The sequence below is a fragment of the Ruegeria sp. BE10 genome (assembly GCF_056538905.1).
In genome coordinates this window covers 237779-256000 of the sequence record NZ_JBQFTX010000004.1, presented here as the reverse complement: position 1 = coordinate 256000, position 18222 = coordinate 237779, and the positions used below count along the sequence as shown (strand labels likewise).

At 55.3% G+C, this 18222-nt stretch carries 16 protein-coding genes and 1 tRNA gene; 10 read left to right on the top strand and 7 right to left on the bottom strand.

Translation table 11 applies throughout. From position 1 onward, the window contains the following. Positions 1-83 precede the first annotated feature (83 nt). Both ACR0M2_RS11685 and ACR0M2_RS11680 read right to left on the bottom strand, forming a co-directional pair. Entirely contained in the window at positions 84-1454 is a 1371-nt protein-coding gene (locus ACR0M2_RS11685) for a hypothetical protein (protein WP_480705170.1), read from the bottom strand. A 165-nt stretch (positions 1455-1619) separates the two neighbouring features. After that, positions 1620-3110: a hypothetical protein gene (locus ACR0M2_RS11680; protein ID WP_480705168.1), complete on the bottom strand. Its 1491-nt coding sequence runs from the start codon at positions 3108-3110 to the stop codon at positions 1620-1622. A gap of 36 nt (positions 3111-3146) precedes the next feature. Here ACR0M2_RS11680 and ACR0M2_RS11675 point away from each other — a divergent pair, with 36 nt between their 5' ends. Next, complete coding sequence (locus ACR0M2_RS11675) at positions 3147-5573, top strand: hypothetical protein (RefSeq protein WP_480705166.1); 2427 nt, start codon at positions 3147-3149, stop codon at positions 5571-5573. Positions 5574-6064: 491 nt separating this feature from the next. On the opposite strand, the gene ACR0M2_RS11670 is transcribed toward ACR0M2_RS11675, so the two are convergent. The 4 genes from ACR0M2_RS11670 to ACR0M2_RS11655 all read right to left on the bottom strand — a co-directional run bounded on the left by ACR0M2_RS11670 (position 6065) and on the right by ACR0M2_RS11655 (position 9761). Then, positions 6065-6141: transfer RNA gene (locus tag ACR0M2_RS11670), tRNA-Arg, on the bottom strand. A gap of 64 nt (positions 6142-6205) precedes the next feature. Continuing rightward, positions 6206-7591 carry a sensor histidine kinase gene (locus ACR0M2_RS11665; RefSeq protein ID WP_480705314.1) on the bottom strand — a complete coding sequence of 462 codons (1386 nt, stop codon included), beginning with the start codon at positions 7589-7591 and terminating at the stop codon, positions 6206-6208. 15 nt (positions 7592-7606) lie between these two features. Beyond that, positions 7607-9025, bottom strand: a complete 1419-nt coding sequence (locus tag ACR0M2_RS11660) for a dihydrolipoyl dehydrogenase family protein (RefSeq protein ID WP_480705164.1) — start codon at positions 9023-9025, stop codon at positions 7607-7609. 4 nt (positions 9026-9029) lie between these two features. Continuing rightward, entirely contained in the window at positions 9030-9761 is a 732-nt protein-coding gene (locus tag ACR0M2_RS11655; RefSeq protein ID WP_170378610.1) for a TVP38/TMEM64 family protein, read from the bottom strand. Between the two features lie 296 nt (positions 9762-10057). Between ACR0M2_RS11655 and rpmH the strand changes: the two genes are divergently transcribed. Genes rpmH through yidD form a run of 3 tightly spaced genes read left to right on the top strand, consistent with a single transcriptional unit; the run spans position 10058 to position 10876 of the window. After that, a complete protein-coding gene (rpmH, locus tag ACR0M2_RS11650) occupies positions 10058-10192 on the top strand; it encodes a 50S ribosomal protein L34 (RefSeq protein ID WP_005980833.1) in 135 nt (44 codons plus the stop codon). A gap of 25 nt (positions 10193-10217) precedes the next feature. Continuing rightward, positions 10218-10643, top strand: a complete 426-nt coding sequence (gene rnpA / locus ACR0M2_RS11645) for a ribonuclease P protein component (protein ID WP_170397643.1) — start codon at positions 10218-10220, stop codon at positions 10641-10643. Then, complete coding sequence (gene yidD / locus ACR0M2_RS11640; protein WP_480705162.1) at positions 10640-10876, top strand: membrane protein insertion efficiency factor YidD; 237 nt, start codon at positions 10640-10642, stop codon at positions 10874-10876. Before rnpA ends, yidD begins: the two co-directional genes overlap by 4 nt. A gap of 28 nt (positions 10877-10904) precedes the next feature. Here the strand turns inward: yidD and ACR0M2_RS11635 are convergent, their stop codons facing one another. Further along, complete coding sequence (locus ACR0M2_RS11635) at positions 10905-11849, bottom strand: alpha/beta hydrolase (RefSeq protein ID WP_170351647.1); 945 nt, start codon at positions 11847-11849, stop codon at positions 10905-10907. A gap of 112 nt (positions 11850-11961) precedes the next feature. Between ACR0M2_RS11635 and ttcA the strand changes: the two genes are divergently transcribed. The 6 genes from ttcA to ACR0M2_RS11605 all read left to right on the top strand — a co-directional run bounded on the left by ttcA (position 11962) and on the right by ACR0M2_RS11605 (position 18167). After that, a complete protein-coding gene (gene ttcA / locus ACR0M2_RS11630) occupies positions 11962-12855 on the top strand; it encodes a tRNA 2-thiocytidine(32) synthetase TtcA (protein ID WP_480705160.1) in 894 nt (297 codons plus the stop codon). Between the two features lie 71 nt (positions 12856-12926). Further along, complete coding sequence (locus tag ACR0M2_RS11625; protein ID WP_480705158.1) at positions 12927-14471, top strand: putative bifunctional diguanylate cyclase/phosphodiesterase; 1545 nt, start codon at positions 12927-12929, stop codon at positions 14469-14471. Between the two features lie 123 nt (positions 14472-14594). Beyond that, positions 14595-16418: a membrane protein insertase YidC gene (yidC, locus tag ACR0M2_RS11620; RefSeq protein ID WP_480705157.1), complete on the top strand. Its 1824-nt coding sequence runs from the start codon at positions 14595-14597 to the stop codon at positions 16416-16418. Further along, positions 16415-17152: an MOSC domain-containing protein gene (locus ACR0M2_RS11615; protein ID WP_480705156.1), complete on the top strand. Its 738-nt coding sequence runs from the start codon at positions 16415-16417 to the stop codon at positions 17150-17152. Before yidC ends, ACR0M2_RS11615 begins: the two co-directional genes overlap by 4 nt. Continuing rightward, positions 17149-17802 (top strand): ribosome biogenesis GTP-binding protein YihA/YsxC, encoded by a 654-nt coding sequence (gene yihA / locus ACR0M2_RS11610; protein WP_170351652.1) that lies wholly within the window; start codon positions 17149-17151, stop codon positions 17800-17802. The genes ACR0M2_RS11615 and yihA overlap by 4 nt, the downstream gene beginning before the upstream one ends. Beyond that, positions 17799-18167 (top strand): DUF2946 domain-containing protein, encoded by a 369-nt coding sequence (locus tag ACR0M2_RS11605; protein WP_170351653.1) that lies wholly within the window; start codon positions 17799-17801, stop codon positions 18165-18167. Before yihA ends, ACR0M2_RS11605 begins: the two co-directional genes overlap by 4 nt. Positions 18168-18222 lie beyond the last annotated feature (55 nt).

Genomic DNA, 18222 nt, shown 5'->3' with positions numbered 1-18222 from the left:
TGCAGCTCGAGCAAAGCTGACGTTAGCTACTTGTGCTGCTATGGTGCCGACGAAGCTGTTAGCCGCCCATTCGTGGAATTTGCTCAATGGATGTGTTTCAAAAGTGCAGCGCGGGCTATCGGTTCCCCGTCCTCCCACGCCTTTCCGGCCTGACTAATTAGGCGTCTGCGTTTGTTATCACTTGGGCCATGAACGATAGCCGATCGGACCTTGTAGAAGTGCCTCATCTTCTCTCTAATGGATGCCTTCTCCACATCATTTGTTGCCAAGAGGTCGGCTGCTGCTTTCTCAAGATCTCGACTTAGCGAGCGTCCGCGAGGTTTGAACAAGCGCTCAAACACAATCGCCAAGTCCAGTATTTTGTCCTCAGTGGAGAACCGTCCGTCGCGCCGATGGGATTCAGCAAGCCTTTGGATTATGGCCGCCATTTCTGGATACTCGGTTTCCCTCCTCCGTGCGAATAGGTCTTTGACTGACAGGATCTGCCCAATATCGACGGCCTCAATCTCATCAAACGCAGAGAAAAGGTGGCTTATTGAACGGCCACTATGCGTTTGAGCTGAATCGTGGTTCGAACCGAGTAAACCACTTGCACGACGCGGAATACATCCTTCGAATGTGGCTAACCACGAGACACGTTGGCTCAGGGTAATTGAAAGTAGATTGGCAAACTCCGTCGCCCAACGATGAAAGAGAGGAGGAAGGTTTCGTGTTTGAAAGCGAGGGGGATTGTGCAAGTCTCCAAATCTGGGTTTCCAAGAGAACTGGCGAGCAATCCCAAATACGGCCTCCAGTCGTCGCCAATTGACTTGCTTCGCGGCAACTTCCGTCAGCCATTCGGGTTCAATATGTTCCTGCAACTGTTCGAAAGGGACAAGTGAGTATCCTTCCCCAAGTTCAACTGTGTTTTCTAAATAAACGCCATGATACAAAGCGACGTCTATCGCTTTACCCAAACAGGGATAGCTTTCACCGTCGCTATTCTGGATTGCAAGTTTCAGAATAGTGTTCAAATCGCTTGCAGGTCTGAGAAAGGGATCATTTGAGCGTTCATCTTGCGCTGCCATTAGACCAACTATCAACTGGCTCAGAGTCGTCATAGAGGTGTGGTTCAAGATCCCAACCTGAAACTCGTCTCTACCGAGGTTATTGCCCAAAGTGCGCGAAAGTGTGGGATGATATCTAAGGACCCCACGAACCGGGTCTATTGCTGCCTTCAGCGTCTTGAAGTTCTCAGTGTTTTTGTACCGAGCCTCGAATAAGGCATCATCGTATAGCTTCTGGATGGCTTCACTGGGATACGGCGTCTCATCGCGACCGTTCCGAACAATCCGTGTGTAACCAGTTGCACTGAAGTACCAATCCAAAAACGGCCTCTGTGCTCGTTCGAGCTTGGAAAGAGCACTTGATAGTCTTTTCGTCCAGTCGGTTTGGTCAAAGTCTTTGAATAGCATGACGAACTGTTAGGCTAGTCGTAGGTGGAATTCTAGGATTGGAACGCCCTTGCCTGTCAGGAATTCCGTTCTCGCCTATCGACGACCCATTGCTGCCGTTCGCCTTTACGGAAAAAATGTCGCAAGAAGTAGAGCGCGTAGATAAGCCGCATTCTCGTGCGGCCGTTAATATCTCACCAGCGCTCCTACGCGATAAGCTACAAGCGACTTAGTGCCATCGTTTACGAAAAGCTTCAAATTCACTATTCGCGCAGTAGGGTCTCTTTGCTCGATATGATCAAAGCTGCGACTTAACAACTTCCAGACATCCAAAATGGAGAGCTTGCTTCCATGATAAGGAATAGAAAATTCGTTTCTAGTAATCAGATCAGTGCGAAATTGCTCAAAACTGCAGCGGATGAATTCGATCGGCTTTAGTGTTTCTATTTCTCTTGTTGCCGTGTACGCCCAAACATCAAAATCTATCGAAAAAATCTCTAGATCGCGTTTTACGTGGACGGCTTCAAACCCAGCTGTGTCAGAAAGTTGCCCGTTCCTGTCACAGGCCTGAATCGCATGTCGGACAGTGTTCAAACACAGCAGGCTAGAAACAACCGTAGTTGGGTAGCTCATGTCCAACACCAGCGCCCGATCTTTTTTCACTCTATGAGTTGTGAGCCTTATTTTGATTTCATTCCCGCTACTAACCGATTGCTCCCTGAATTCCTCAAGTGGTTCTGGTGCGTAAATATCTGCAAGTGATTCCTTAATGACGATGTCGTGTACAACGGCCATCAAGAACCGTGCTTCGCCCTTGTACTCGTCTTGTTGGTTCGGGTCCCAGCGATGAGGGCTCTTGAGAGAGTGGTGCCTAAGTTTTCCTCGTAGCAGGACGAGAGATTTTATCTTATCTTGAGGACTTGCATCAGCTTCGAACAGATCAAACTTCTCATTTCTTTCGGTTTGGTTTGTCACGGTAAGCTCTTTTGTAGCTTCCTCGATGCTGGAGCGCAAAACTTGTTCATTCGACAGCAATCCAACCTGCTGCGCTGTCTTAGTTTTTCCATCGCAGTATCGTGTCTCCAAAAACAAGAACATATTGTTGTAGGCATCCACATACCTCCCGGCTTCAAAGGCGAGCCGACCTTCACGATAGTGAGATGTCGATTCAATTCGGTCGTCTGGGATCAGATTAGCGCAGAACGCTCTACCGATCTGATCGAAATCGCAGGAGGAGTTTAGTGCGTGGTCAAAACTAGATTTGAAAGACTTCAAGCCAATGCGAGGTTCCTCTTCGATACTCTCCGCATGGTACCGTATCTCGGGGCTATCGTAGTCCAAATTGATGATTTGAATGCCACTGACAACGGCTTGCCAGTTCATGATCCTCTTTCTAGCTAGGTTCGCAAAGCCGCCATCGGCAAATTTCAGCTCCGTTCTCCCACTTGTTTCAGCAGGCTGCACAAAAATTGGCGCGTGCTCGATACTCACACCAGAAAAAGAGAGGCACACTCTCTTAAGAACGTTACCTTCCCGCTCCAAGGAAAAGGTCATATTCTCCTGCTTGAGTGGCCAACCTTCCATGACTTCGACATGGTTCTTCACGTCAAAGGCAACCGTGACTATCATGCTACGAATTCCTTGCTTTCCATTCAGTAGATATTCAGCTTGTCCCATGCAGATTGCGCCGTCGGCGGGAGAATTGATTTTTCTATGAGTGGAAAGGATATCACAAGAGACAATCACTACGTGCCGATCTGGCACCAAAAAGGCTTTGTTTCGAGCGGTAAGGCAAAGCTGCACTATTTGAACATGTCGCCCGATGAAATCCATCTCCCCGACGGGCGCATCAAGCATCATCGCAACCTCTTCGAAAGCTACCCTTCCCAGTGCTTTTACCAAACCGATCTCTACAGCACGTTTTTTGGCGCACAGGTGAATGATGAGATTGAGCGGAAGCTCTTTGGTGATATCGATACCAGGGGATCAAATGCTGTTCGAGCGTTTCTTGGAGACGACATCTCGGCATGGCACGAAAACTTCCAGAACCTATTCATATACCTTGATGCTCAAAAGTTCCGCACTCCCAAGGGCCTAGAGTGGATAAACTCAAGGTATCCGTCCTTAGATCAGAATGCCCTAATGATTGAGATGCAGGGCGTCCGTGCGATCAACTGCACACTTTGGAGCGAGGGTGTGCGCGAAATCGTCTCCGCGCGACAGGCAGGAGTCAAATTCATCCTGACCGATCATCCGGTCACGATCTACAACTATGCCTGTCCAACGGATCACTCGCGTTGCGCATATCCTAATGATCCGTCGATTACGCTGAAAGCCAGCCAGACAATCTTCCCACTGGATCAAGATCAGTGTTTGATCCTGACAAACCTAGAATACGCGCAAGAACCGGATTTGGCCGATCCGCTGGAAAAGCGCACCCATGCGCGTCAGGTACGCCAGTCCTTAGTCCGCACGGACAAATTCATCAAAACACGCGAACTTGGCGATGCGGAAGTCATAGCGATCAACCATGTCCTGAAGTCCCGCGCGAAAAGGTTTATCGCGTCAGGCAATCGGGATTGGCTCTGGCCGGAAAAGGCGGTGGAAGGAGCGTGGCAGGATATCCGTCGGGTGCTACTGCCGCCCAAGGACGAGCTTTGGAGCTTCGGAGGGGAAACATACGTTCGCTACAAGGACGGAAGCGTTGACTATCAGGATGCGTATGGCCGCAAGACCAAATCCGCAGATTTTCTGAAAAAGGACGTCAAGGAGTCCGATCTGGGAGTGAACGATCCGTGCGGGTGCGGATCGAGCAAGAAGTACAAGAAATGCTGCAAGGATAAGCCGAAATCCAAGCGGACAAGTTGGAAGGTTCTGAGTATTCGCGAGCGTAATCTTGGATTTTTCCGAGCGATCAACGCGATCCTGGGACTGGACGCAGGCAAGGACTGGGACGATGTCCGCCGCGAGCTTGACGAGGACAAAGTAAAGAGAATTCATGAACTCTACGGCTACACATGGCCGTTGGATACTGATCTCTTCGAGCTATTGCCGAAACCGGATGGGAACACGCGGGCACTCTACGCGGGCATTCTCGATCCACGCACGACGCCGTTCATAGTCTCGAATGCCTGCCTGTATTTCGGCGATGTTATGGTGCAGAATCCATTCATCAATCCAAATCAGGTCAACCCTGAATTCTCGCCTGTCGAGAACCCGCATTCTTATCTTCTTCAAACTCTGAAGAATTTGCTCTTCTTTTTTCAGCTCTTTCCACTGATCGAGAGCGGGCGCGTCAATCTATTTCCTGACCCGTCATCGGTCGATCCCATTCTGCAGCGCGAAGTCATGGAGCTTGCGCAGCAACGCTCGGAAGGTATGCGAACTTTCGAGCGCGACGCGGAGATGATGAAGACCCTCCATGAGCAGGATTTTCGGCAGACGCTGTGCATGCTCCCTAAAGCTTCGCAGGAAAGCATAGCGCGGCGGGCCGACCCGAACGCGCCGGAAGAATATGTGCAGTATTATCTGAGACATCTGGAACAAATGCGCGAAGAAAACCCGCTCGTGCTGCTGAGGGACGATGTTTTCAAAGGCGGCGAAGGCGGGGGGCAACTCACGCCTTTTCAGATGGCACCGAACTTCGAGATGATGCTGATGATAGCTCAGGCAACGGGAGCATTTATTGTGACCGATAGCCATCATCGGTGGAGAGAGCTTCAGCTTTCAAGTCACCGTGATGCGGGCATCCAACGATCACGCGCACCCAAGTTGATGGGGCACGTCTCTGTAACTCCGCTGCCAATTTGCGAGGAACTATTGGGTGCCGATGCAATGCTGCGCGATGGCACGTTGCAAGAGCATCGTAAATGGATCGAGAGGCTAAATGACTACCTGTCAGCGACAGATGCGCCGCTTCCAGAGGACATGCTCATCCATGAGTTTGATCGCGCCACCGGCGATGCGGAGCGCCAGTTTGGTGACCATGCAAGTGCGGGCTTGGCAGGCCACTTTCAATACTTGGCTCCCGCGGGAGGCATCTATCACAACAATGTTCGCAGGCTCATGGTGCGAAGTGGCATTGATGATCTTCCAGACCGTATTTCGTTGGCGGTGCGAATGGATATCGCCGGGACTTAGGATAGAACTCGATGAGAATACCGTTCGATCAGGGTGATTGCACGAACGTTCCTACCTGCAAGGACACAGATAAAGTGCTTGAGGCTCAGGTTTCAAAACCTTGTCGCGAGACGACCACCTCAATGTCCGCTTTCGATAAGTCGACCGCTTGTTTTATCTTCTGCAGCGAATGGCAACTTCCCGCCCGACCTGCAGAACAGCAGAGCTAGGGGACGTCGTCCCCCCGCGCCCGCAATACAATTAGACAGGGCCGTGTCCTCGGCGAACGCCTGTGGGCCGCACCACCCTGTCGAATTGTTTTGCACTTGCTACCCCCAACCCTCGCCGGGAGCAGGTTTTGGAGACGAGCGCCCTGAAGGGCTTCGCTCAAAACCAGTTTTTATGGGGAAACATGCTCAACATAACCATTTGGCAGAAGGCAAAGCTATGCGGCGCAAAGGAAAAGTTCTGTCGCAAAAGGCAAAACTATTTGTCGCCACATAGGGGGGAAGTGGCGGACCGAGGAGGATTCGAACCCCCGACCCCTTGATTCGTAGTCAAGTACTCTATCCAGCTGAGCTATCGGTCCGCGTTGGTGAGGCGGTATGTAGACCCACGTCAGAGGACGTGCAAGCCGATTCTTCAAAAAACTTTTAAAAAGTCACGTCGCCCTGCGGCAGCCTGATTTCAAAGGTGGTTCCCTCCGGTCCGGTCTGGGTCAGAACCAAGTCGCCACCATGTCCACGCACCAATTCTTGCGAGATGGCAAGCCCAAGGCCCGAGCCTCCTTTGCGCACCCCGCCTTGAAACGGAGTGAACAGGTTTTCGCGCGCTCGCGGCGGCAAACCAGGGCCGTTATCCCTGATCTCTACGCACCAGTCATTGTCGTGTACGCAGCCGGCAATCGTTATTCGGCCCGGTTTTCCGGACGCCACCAGCGCCTGACGCGCGTTGCGCACCAGGTTCATCATCACGCGGAAAATCTGTTCGGGATCTGCGCGCGCCACGAGGTCTTTCGGAACCTCGTTCACAATCTCGACACAGGCATCAGCAATGGCGAGCTTTTCACTTGCCACAACATCCTCGGCCACGTCGCGCAAGGGCACCATTGTCAAGGACGGTGCCGGCTCTTCCGCCCGACCAAACGCCAGCGTGTTTTCACACAGGGATACAGCCCGCGTGATCGAGTTGACCAGCTTCGGCGCCATGCGCCGCACCAGCGGATCATCGCTGGCCTCGATCCGATCAGTGAACAGCTGCGCCGACGTCAGGATGTTGCGCAGGTCATGACTGACCTTGGCCACAGCACCACCCAGCTGCGCCAGTCGTTCGCGCTGTTTCAAAGCTTGCGTCAGTTCGGTCTGTAACTGCTGCAGCGCCTCTTCAGCTTCGCGCAACTCGGTCACTTTGGAATTGGGCGAGATGATCCCGCGGGCATCTTCGGGGGCGCTTGCATAGCGCTGCATGTACCCCACGACGCCCTTGATCGGCTTCACCAGAACAACGCGCACGGCAAGGAACAGGAAAAACGCGGTGATAATTGAAATGACAAAGGACAGGCCCAGAATACGCAGGCCATAATCGGTCATCGCCATCCGCAGCGGCTTGCTGTCTGTCGTGACCTCGATCAGAAGACCTGCATCTTTAACCGGCTCACCAATCACGCGAATGACTTCGTTTTCAGGTGTGAACAGGCGCGACATGGCGTCCCGGATTAAAATCCACGGACCGGCATCGCGCAGATCATAGGTATTGGCGATCTGTTCGGGAATAGGCGAGGACAGCATCAGCTGTCGAATTTCATCGCGCCGCAGCACCACATTATACACGCCCGCGTTGACCAACAATTCGGCCTCAAGGTCTTCGGCCAGCATATCATCGGCCAGCAAGGCCAGCGAGGCAATCTGCGCACGCTCTAGACGGTTCAGCAGGAAATCTTCGCGAAACCGCGCAATCGAAGGGACAAAGATCAACACCTCGGCCAGCATGACGAAGACCGTCGTCAGGATCAGAAATCGGCCCGACAGCGAGTTCACTATACGCTCCTTTTCCGGTCAGGGTATCCAGCGTTGGACGAACCCGGCCACTCGTTTAACCATCTGATTCTCAAACAGCCTTGGCGTGAAATAGGCACCTGCCACGCGTTTGTTAAGCTCTCCGATCGTCGGATAGGGCGAAATCATTGCAGCGATCTGCCCCATCTTCAGATTATTGGCCAGCGCCAGCGACCACAAGTTGATCAATTCGCCCGCCTGATGACCCACGATTGTGGCGCCCACGGGACGGCCTTTTACGACCATGACCTTAATGAAGCCTTTCGTCTTGCGTTCGGTTATGGCGCGGTCGTTATGGTGATAGTCAAAGCGCGCGGTCTCGACCCTGTCGCCATGCTGGTCGCGGGCTTGCGCCTCGGTCAGGCCGACCTGCGCCAGCTCCGGGTCCGTATAGGTGGCCCAGGGGATATGTGTCGTTTTTGCCCTGGATGGCAGGCCAAACAAGGCCGAGCGGATGATGATCCCGGCATGATACCCGGCCACATGGGTGAATTGCAGCCCGCCCGCCACGTCGCCGATGGCATAGACCTTGCGGTTCGTGGTGCGCAGCGAGGCGTCCACCTTAATCCCGGTACGGGTTGGTTCGATCCCGGCGGCTTCCAGATTAAGGCGGTCGGTATTGGCCTTGCGCCCGGCGGCGATCAGCAGATGCGAGCCGGTGTAGATATCGCCATTCTCGGTCACGACATCGACCAGCCCGTTATTGTCCCTGATTTGGGCAACCATCGCCTGTTCATGTAGGGCTATACCTTCGGCGCGCAAAGTGTCCAACACAACAGCCGCCGCGTCAGGGTCATCCTTGCCCAGCGCCTGCATGCCTTCGATCACGGTCACCTCGCAACCAAGACGGATATGGGCCTGTGCCATCTCAAGCCCGATAGGGCCACCACCAATGATCAGCAGATGCTCGGGTTTTTCACGCAGCTCGAATATGGTTTCGTTGGTGTAATATGGCACCTGATCCAAACCCGGGATCGGCGGCACCAAAGGCGACGAGCCGGTGGCAATCACCACCCGTCGCGCAGTGATCAAGTGATCGCCCGCCTGCACCTGCGTGGGGGAAACAAAGCTGCCGAATTCGCGTATCACTTTGACTCCGAAGCCTTCAAAGCGTTCCTGGCTGTCCATCGGTTCGATCTGGGATATCACGTCACGGACGTGATCCTTGGCAGCCGCATAATCCACTTGCGGCATCACGTCTGCCACACCCATGGCTGCGGCATGGGCCTGCCCATAAGCTGTCTTGCCGCTGGCGATCAGCGCCTTGGAAGGTACACAGCCAAAATTCAGGCAGTCACCACCCATCTTGTGACCTTCCAGCAGGATGACGTCGGCTCCCATCTGACTAGCCCCGGCAGCAACGGACAAGCCACCCGACCCGGCCCCGATCACCAGGATATCCGTCTTCAGTTCTTGCATGAGTTCAGGTGTCCTTTTTGCCGCGCAGGGCTTTGATAACTATCGGCAACGCGGCCAGCACGCACAAGCCCAGGATGGGGCCGATAACGAAGGGTTCCCACAGCAACGAGACATCCGGCGTCTCACCGCGGTCGAAAACGCCACCCAAACCAACACCGATCCAAGTGTACACGATGCCGCCCGGAATGATGCCCAGCGCTGTGGTGATCAAGAAGTTGCGGAATTTCACCCCCACCAGTGCCGGCACCAGATTGGCGACAAAAAACGGCACAACCGGCACAAGACGCAGCAGGAACAGCACCGAGATTTCGTTCTCGCGCAGGCCGTCCTTGAGCTTTTTCACGGTGCCTTCCGAAGCCTCCAGCCGTGCGGTCAGGGATTCACCCAGCCCCCAACGCGCGGCCAGAAAGATCGCCGATGCACCGATGGTAGCTGCAAAGACGTTAAAAACGGTTCCGGCAAAAAGGCCGAACAGAAATCCTCCGGTCATGGACGCCACAGCCGCGCCGGGCAGCGAAAAGGCGACGATGACGATGTAGATCGCCACAAAAGCACCCGCCATGGACCAATAATTCGCATCCCGCCACGCCAAAAGGGCTTCGCGGTTGTCACGCAACGTCTCGAACGTCAGATAATCGCCCAACGTAAAGAACCCCACCGCAGCCACGGCGAGAATCACCAGCAAAGGTACGTGTCGCGCAAGCCCTCTGCGCGGGGTCTGGGTGGTTTCGCTCATCAAGCTGTCCGGTTTGGTGCGTTTCATTCTGTCCCCAACATGCGCCGCGCGGGACCCATGCAACAGGGACCTCACGCGGCGTTGATGCAAATGACGGGTAATGTGAGGATTTGAGGCCATAAAACCGCTATTTTGAAACCTTTTGCGTGACGCCTTACCAGAATTGTTGCAAAAGGCGTCAAAACCCCCACCTAGGGGTTTGACTTACCCACCGCTACCCAGTAGAGGACGGGCTTCGAACACTAGGGCCAGGCGAATCCGCGCCGCACCCCACCGCATAGATTGGAGACGGAGCGATGAAACGCACCTATCAGCCTTCGAACCTGGTTCGCAAACGCCGCCACGGTTTCCGCGCGCGCATGGCCACCAAGGCCGGCCGCAAGATCCTGAACGCACGTCGCGCACGCGGCCGCAAATCGCTGAGCGCATAAACCGCTCACCGATCAGGTTATGAACATGACGCCGCCGGAGGCCCCTGAGGATGGTAAGAACCAGCCGAGGGTCAAGCCCCCGGCGGCGTCCGTTTGCGTGCCTGAAACATTGACTGTTCTCAAGAAACGATCCGATTTCCTGAAAGCCGCCCGTGCGCGCAGGCAGGGCACCTCGTCCATGATGGTGCAGGCGCGCAAACGTGCTGCGGATGAAGCTACGGGGATTCGCGTCGGATTCACTTGTTCCAAGAAGGTTGGGAATGCGGTGGCGCGTAACCGCGCCAAGCGGCGCCTGCGCGAAGCTGCCCGCGCGGTGCTGCCCGCACAGGGTCAGAATGGTTGGGACTACGTGCTGATCGGCCGCGCCGAGGTCACTGCCGCGCGCCCGTTCGAGGCTCTGCTGGATGATCTGCGCTATGCCCTGCGCAAAATTCACAGCGCGCGGAAATGACTCTGCTGTCTCATATCTTTGCACTACCCATTCGGGCTTATCGGCTGGTGTTCAGCCCCTGGGTTGGTTTCAATTGCCGCTATCAACCCACTTGCTCGGCCTATGCGCTGGAAGCATTGGAAAAGCACGGCGCCATCAAAGGCGCGTGGCTGACCGCCCGGCGGATCGGGCGCTGCCATCCTTGGGGTGGTGACGGGTATGACCCGGTTCCAGAGCAAAAACCAAAAGACTAGAGCAGACGTGTATCAAAGAATAGCGGTCTTAACTCGGCCTTAAAGCAAGGTTGCCCTGCGTCGTGTGTGTACGGGTCGGGATTTCCTCGCGGTCCAACTTGCCAGAAATGGTGTGGAACACGTCTTCAAGAAATACCGGGTCATCAAAATAAAACGTGTGTCCGGAATTGATACCGCCGTCAAAACCGCCTTGTTTAAAGCGCGCCGCGCAATACACATTGGCGGCCTTGCTATGCAGCGGCCTGTTCATACCATTCCGCCCAACCCTTGGTGCAACCCCGATCCGTTTGACCGCAGATATCGACAGTACGTCATCCATTGTATTGTAGTAATTCGTCAGTCGTACGCAGTGACGATAAAGCGATGAAGACTTGGAGCTCTCCGGATCAAGCGATTTGACAGACAGATCTCCAGCCACCAACATAACCTGGCTGACTGACCAGCTTTTGCTGGCAATTCGGGCTCGGTCATCGGCATCATCAAATGCCTCGCGCACCACATAGCTGCCCATCGAATGTGCCAGTACGTGCAAGTCGATCCGACACTCTGGTCGTTGCATCTCAGAAAACATCGCGACGCCGTCCCTCACCAGCCGGAAGGCCGATTGCTTGGCATCCATCCGGTCCTCCAAGTAATTCAAGGCCGAATCCGCACTGGGCCAGTCAAAGCTCACAACAACGCCTTTGAAGCCGTGTTCTTTTAGCCCTGCTTTGATTTTGCGGTGCCGCACAAGAACTTCCGCCTGAGAGTTATTGAACCCATGCACGTAGAACACGATGTCACCCTCGGTATAAGGGTTCGTCGTACCGCCCTGAGCGGCCAATATGACCTTGTCGCGCCATTCTCGCTTTGTGATCTTGTGCGACAGCATCATATCATCCGCGCTTTCCGGAATTTCCAGAAAATGGCTGGCTGCAGGCTCGTTAGAAAAGCCGTTTCCGCTTTTGCCGCGGGCAACAAAGGCATAGTCCATAATAATCTCCTCGATAAATGCCGCCCTTTTATCACAGGTCAACAATGCCCCAAAATCTACAATCCGGCTTATCGCGCTTGCCCGCTTGCCATATCGACTGTAACCACGGCGCATGTCTGACGAAGCTGACGATATCCACCCGCTCTTTGCTGGCGCACCCTCGACCACCGAGTTCAAGAAGCTGCGCAAACGCATCGTACGCCAGACCCGTGAAGCCATTGAGCATTACGGAATGGTGGACCCGTCCGCACATGACAAGGACGGCAAACCGCCCCGTTGGCTGGTCTGCCTGTCGGGCGGCAAGGACAGCTATACCCTGCTTGCGGTTCTCTATGAACTAAAGTGGCGCGGGTTGCTGCCGGTCGATCTGTTGGCCTGTAATCTGGATCAGGGTCAGCCTGGTTTTCCCGCCACGGTCCTGCCCGAGTTTCTGGAACGCATGGGCGTGCCTCACCGCATTGAATACCAAGACACCTATTCCATCGTTGTGGACAAGGTTCCTCAGGGCCGCACATTTTGCGCCCTGTGCTCACGCCTGCGCCGAGGCAACCTGTACCGGATCGCCCGCGAAGAAGGTTGCTCAGCCGTGGTTCTGGGCCATCATCGGGACGACATTCTGGAAACGTTCTTCATGAACCTCTTCCACGGCGGGCGTCTGGCCACGATGCCACCGAAACTGGTGAACGAAGAAGGCGATCTGTTCGTGTTCCGCCCACTGGCACACGTGGCCGAGACCGATTGCGAGAAATTCGCCACCTCGATGAACTATCCGATCATCCCCTGCGATTTATGCGGCAGCCAGGACGGCTTGCAGCGTCAGCAGGTGAAACAGATTCTGGATCAGTGGGAAAGAAACAGTCCCGGTCGACGCCAAGTGATGTTTCGGGCACTGACCAATGCGCGACCGTCGCATCTGTTGGATTCAAAACTGTTCGATTTCGCCAACCTTGCGCTAAACACTGGCAAAAAAGACGAAAATTCGGACGAGATTCCTCAGCTGCGTTAACGTCTGACTCAGATTGGTTTTCTACGGTTGCCCAATACGTGCTTTGCCAAACGTAGAGGCCCAGAAAACCGATGTGGAAACATATCAAATTCGAACGCGTTCTTGATGCTCTTGCTTCTGTTCTGAGTGGCCCTGCCGCGCTGGCCTTTGTGCCCGCCATCAGTTTGGCAGCGTTCTGGATCGGCGGGGAACGGGCGTTGGTGGTTGCCGCCCTCGTTTTACCCTTGATATTCGCAGGCGCGGCCACCTTTGACGCCCGCGCCAACAGGCAGCTTCAGCGGCGCAACCCGCCTGGTGGCATGATGGCAATAGACAGCTTTTACAACGAGCTGGAAGGCATGTTCAAAAAGGCAGTAACCGATGGTGCGGATTCGGCTTGCCTTCTAATCGCCCTGGATGATTATTCCGACTTTCTCGATCTTCACGGCAATTCGGCGGCAAATCATCTGACTAATCAATTTGGCAGCCGCATTCTTTCTGTTATCCGAACACAGGATATCGCGACCCGCCTGGAACCTAACAAAATTGCAATCGGCCTGCATCCATCCCACCAATTGGATCTGGAGGCCTGCATTCAGATGGCGGGGCGCATTCAGGCTGTCGTTGAAGAACCTTTTACGCTCAACGGTGCTGGTGTCTATGTTTCCTGTTCCATCGGATTCAGTCTTTTAAGCAGCGTCCCAAAGGATCAATACGAGGATTGGGTCGACGCCGCCAAGGCCGCTTTGGGTGAGGCGCAGCGGAACGGGCCGTCGACCATTCGTGCCTTTTCCAGCGAAACACAGCGTCGCTCGCGCATTCGCGCCAATCTTCGCAAAGAGTTTGAGGACGCGCTCGACAATGGTGAGATACGCCCTTGGTTCCAGCCACAAATCTCAACCGACACAGGTCGCGTTACGGGTTTCGAGGCTCTGGCCCGCTGGGAACACCCGCAAAAGGGTGTACTAAGTCCACAGGTATTCTTGCCGTTCGCTGAGCAGGCCGAGTTGATGGAGAAATTCGGTCAGGCGATGCGGCACCATGCTTTCGCCGCGATGCGCGATTGGGATCGCGCCGCGGTCGTGGTTCCCCGGATCGGCGTGAATTTCTCATCTGATGAACTGCGCGATCCAGCGTTGATCGACCGCCTGAAATGGGAGTTGGACCAGAATGATTTGACACCGGACAGGTTGGCGGTGGAAGTTCTGGAAACCGTGTTCTCGCGCCGCCCCGACGATGTGATTACCCGCAACGTGACCAGCATGGCCAAGTTGGGGTGCTGCATCGATCTGGACGATTTTGGCACCGGCCACGCATCTATTGCTTCGATCAAGCGCTTTGATGTTTCGCGGATCAAAATTGACCGCTCTTTCGTCGCCAAGGCAGATCGCGACGCCAGCCAGCAACAACTGGTCAGCGCAATACTGACGCTAGCCGAGCGGCTAAACGTCGAAACGCTAGCCGAAGGGGTTGAGACCCAGGGCGAGCATGCCTTGATGGCGCAATTGGGGTGCGATCATGTTCAAGGGTTCGGAATTGGCAAGCCAATGCCCTTTGAAAAGACGCTGGATTGGATCGCGGCACATCAGAACAAGGTCAACGGAATGCCGAAGATCGGGCGCAAGACAGGACCGTAATCGCTGATTTACGCCACAGAAACGCGATCCAAAAGGAAATGACGGGCGAATCCGCTTGACCTTTGGGCTTGCACTCTGTTGAACCCACCGGGTGTGTTTCACTGCTTAAGGTGGCTGTCCCCGATGGACGATCAGAACAAGAATCTCATCCTTGCAACCGTGCTCAGCTTTATCGTGATCCTTGTTTGGTTCGTGCTGTTTCCCCCGCCGGAGCAGACACTCACACCAGACGAGGTTGAGATTGCCGCCGCCGAGGGTAATGAGGTTCAGACGCCCAGCGCCGCAGGTACTGTGGGTGAGGCGACGGCGGTCGCAGAAGAAACCCTGCCCGAGGAGCAAGCCCCACGGGTTGAAATCGACACCCCCCGGCTGAAGGGCAGTCTGTCGCTGTCGGGCGGACGGATCGATGAGCTGTTCCTGAAGGACTACAAGGTCTCGATCGAAGAAGGGGCACCGATTGTCGAATTGCTGTCTCCGGTTGGCTCGGACTCGGCCTATTATGCCCTCTATGGCTGGGCGCCGGGAACCGGTGTGGCAGGCGCGGATGTGCCCGGCCCGAACACGTTGTGGACGGTCGAAAGCGGCGAAACGCTGGACGTCGACGCTCCGGTCACACTGAAATGGGAAAACGACAAAGGTCTGACCTTCCGCCGCATGATCTCGGTGGACGAAAACTATATGTTTACGGTCACCCAGTCGGTCGAAAACAATACCCAGGCCGAGGTTGGCATGGCCCCCTATGGCATCCTGGCCCGCCACGGCATTGGCGAGGATGGCGATCTGCCCGGTCTGAAGAACTTTTTCATCCTGCATGAAGGCGTGATCGGCATGGCCGACGGCACGCTGGCCGAGATTGACTATGGCGATGTCCGCGATTTTGATATCGACCCGAACGAGCGCGCGCAAGCCGAGGTCTATCAGGTCAAAGAAGATGGTTGGATCGGATTTACCGATCACTATTGGATGACCACACTGATCCCGGAACCGGGAACACCGTTCAAGGCCGCGGCAAAGTACGACGAACGCCGCAAGATATACCAAACCGAAACAGTGCTGCCGACCCTGACGGTCGCCCCCGGCGCTACCGAAGAGGTCACCACACAGCTGTTCGCAGGTGCTAAGGAATGGGAAACCATCCGCGAATATCAGTCGGAAGGCGTACAGAAATTCATCGACAGCATCGACTGGGGCTGGTTCTTTTTCCTGACCAAACCGATCTTCTGGCTGCTGCACAATATCAACGCGTTGATCGGCAATATGGGGTGGTCGATCATCGGCCTGACCCTGATCATCAAGGCGATCCTGTTCCCGTTGGCGTATAAGTCCTACGTCTCGATGGCAAAGATGAAAGAGCTTCAGCCGCAGATGGAAGCCCTGAAAGAGGCAGCAGGCGATGATCGTCAGAAGATGCAGCAAGGCATGATGGAGCTGTACAAGAAGGAAAAGGTGAACCCCGCCGCAGGCTGTCTGCCGATCCTGATGCAAATCCCGATCTTCTTCTCGCTGTACAAAGTGATCTTCGTCACCATTGAACTGCGTCAAGCGCCGTGGTTTGGCCCATTCCGGGATCTCAGCGCGCCGGACCCGACCTCGATCATGAACCTGTTTGGACTGCTGCCGTTTGCCGGTCCGCAGCCCGACACGATCATGGCGCTGATCTTTATTGGTATCCTGCCGCTGTTGCTGGGTATCTCGATGTGGCTGCAGCAAAAGCTGAACCCGGCGCCAACCGATCCGACGCAGGCGATGATCTTTGCCTGGATGCCGTGGGTCTTCATGTTCATGCTGGGCAGTTTTGCGAGTGGTCTGGTTGTCTACTGGATCGCGAACAACACGATCACGTTCACCCAGCAGTACCTGATCATGCGCAGCCAAGGCTTTAAGCCGGACGTGTTCGGCAACATTAAGTCCAGCTTCAAGCGTACGCCGAAAACGGATGATAAATGACAGCTGAAGTGACCCAGCTTTGGCGGCATCCGATCAAAAGCCATGGTCGCGAAGCCGTCGAAACCGTAAATGTGACCCCCGGGCAGACCATGCCCGGGGATCGCGTTTGGGCGGTTGCGCATGAGGCATCCAAAGCGGATGGTTCAAAATGGGTCCCTTGCGCCAACTTCAGTCGCGGCGCAAAAGCACCACAGTTGATGGCGATTTCAACGCAATCAAACGGCGACACACTGACGTTGTCCCACCCGGATCGTCCGGACCTGACCTTTGCCCCAGACAGTGAGCAACAGGCGTTTCTGGATTGGGTCCGGCCCCTAATGCCCGCAAACCGCGCGGCCTCGGCACGGATCATTCGGGTTCCAGGGCGCGGGATGACCGACAGTGATTTCCCTTCAATCAGCCTATGCAACCTGGCATCGCATCGTGCGGTCGGACAAAAGCTGGGTCAAGATTTGTCGGTGCGCCGCTGGCGAGGCAACATCTGGTTCGACGGCCTGCCCTTGTGGGAAGAATTCGACTGGCTGGGTCGTGAGGTTCAGATCGGCGAGGCCGTGCTTCGCGTACGCGAGCGCATCACCCGCTGTTTGGCAACCACAGCCAACCCTGACACAGGTGTACGCGATACCGATACATTGGGCGCACTTGAAACCTGGGGTCACCAGGATTTCGGCGTCTATGCCGAAGTTCTTGAAGGCGGCGCAATCTCGGTTGGCGATAAGGTAGAATTGTTATGAGCCCCCTCCCCTTTCCTTTAGCCGAAAACCCCGATGAATTCGCGTTGGAGCGCGGACGCAAATTGTTTGCGGGCGAGTCTGAATTCGTCAAGGGCGTGGTCGCCATGGATGGCCTACCTGCGCCGGATCGGCTTGAGGTTTGCTTTGCCGGCCGTTCCAATGTGGGCAAATCCAGCCTGATCAACGCGCTGACGGGCACCAAGGGACTGGCGCGCGCGTCGAACACTCCGGGCCGCACGCAAGAGATCAACTTCTTCACTCAAGGCCCCGAACTATATCTGGTCGACCTGCCCGGTTATGGCTACGCCAATGCGCCGGTGAAAGTGGTGGAAAAGTGGCAGCGGTTGCTGAAACAGTACCTGAGCGGACGTCAGACCTTGCGCCGGGCCTTTGTCCTGATCGACGCGCGCCATGGGGTAAAGCCGGTGGATGCTGAGATCATGAAGCTGCTGGACACCAGCGCTGTGACTTTTCAATGCGTTCTGACCAAGGCAGACAAAGTCAAAGCCAAAGAACGCGAAAAGGTGCTGGAACAAGTGCGCGGCGCATTGTCGAAACATCCTGCGGCCTTTCCTGAAATCGTGCTGACCTCGTCCGAAAAAGGCGATGGCATTCCGACCTTGCGCTCGATCATCGCGCATCTGGAATGACTCTGCCGCTTCGTCTATTTGGCCTGTTGACCACACTGGCGCTGTTGCTGACCGGTGTGATTCCGCAGGGCTGGATGCCCACAATGGGCAATGACGGCAAGGTGTTGCTGGTTCTCTGCACCGGCGAAGGCACGGTCGAGCAATGGGTCGATCTGAATCCGGACGATCCCATACACGACGACACCGACGAGCGCGCGATGTGCCCCTTCGCGGGGCTGACCGCTGATGTCGCCCTGACCACCGTCGGGGACACCATGCCTTTCGAGGCAACGATCCAGCCGCGCTGGGTCCACCACGACTTTACCCATCGCAGCGCCGGGTACTATGCCCGTTATGACGCGCGGGCGCCTCCCGTCTTCTCCTGATTCACCTCAACTTCTGAGAGCCCGCGCATACGCTGCGCGGGGCAATTTTCGAATC

Bases quoted from the DNA above. Each gene is read 5' to 3' on its own strand.
- ACR0M2_RS11625 (WP_480705158.1), top strand. From the start codon at position 12,927: ATGTGGAAACATATCAAATTCGAACGCGTTCTTGATGCTCTTGCTTCT.
- ACR0M2_RS11655 (WP_170378610.1), bottom strand. From the start codon at position 9,761: ATGAGCGAAACCACCCAGACCCCGCGCAGAGGGCTTGCGCGACACGTA.
- rpmH (WP_005980833.1), top strand. From the start codon at position 10,058: ATGAAACGCACCTATCAGCCTTCGAACCTGGTTCGCAAACGCCGCCAC.
- yidD (WP_480705162.1), top strand. From the start codon at position 10,640: ATGACTCTGCTGTCTCATATCTTTGCACTACCCATTCGGGCTTATCGG.
- ACR0M2_RS11685 (WP_480705170.1), bottom strand. From the start codon at position 1,454: ATGCTATTCAAAGACTTTGACCAAACCGACTGGACGAAAAGACTATCA.
- ttcA (WP_480705160.1), top strand. From the start codon at position 11,962: ATGTCTGACGAAGCTGACGATATCCACCCGCTCTTTGCTGGCGCACCC.
- yidC (WP_480705157.1), top strand. From the start codon at position 14,595: ATGGACGATCAGAACAAGAATCTCATCCTTGCAACCGTGCTCAGCTTT.
- ACR0M2_RS11635 (WP_170351647.1), bottom strand. From the start codon at position 11,849: ATGGACTATGCCTTTGTTGCCCGCGGCAAAAGCGGAAACGGCTTTTCT.
- ACR0M2_RS11675 (WP_480705166.1), top strand. From the start codon at position 3,147: ATGAGTGGAAAGGATATCACAAGAGACAATCACTACGTGCCGATCTGG.
- ACR0M2_RS11605 (WP_170351653.1), top strand. From the start codon at position 17,799: ATGACTCTGCCGCTTCGTCTATTTGGCCTGTTGACCACACTGGCGCTG.
- ACR0M2_RS11660 (WP_480705164.1), bottom strand. From the start codon at position 9,025: ATGCAAGAACTGAAGACGGATATCCTGGTGATCGGGGCCGGGTCGGGT.
- yihA (WP_170351652.1), top strand. From the start codon at position 17,149: ATGAGCCCCCTCCCCTTTCCTTTAGCCGAAAACCCCGATGAATTCGCG.
- ACR0M2_RS11615 (WP_480705156.1), top strand. From the start codon at position 16,415: ATGACAGCTGAAGTGACCCAGCTTTGGCGGCATCCGATCAAAAGCCAT.
- ACR0M2_RS11680 (WP_480705168.1), bottom strand. From the start codon at position 3,110: ATGGGACAAGCTGAATATCTACTGAATGGAAAGCAAGGAATTCGTAGC.
- rnpA (WP_170397643.1), top strand. From the start codon at position 10,218: ATGACGCCGCCGGAGGCCCCTGAGGATGGTAAGAACCAGCCGAGGGTC.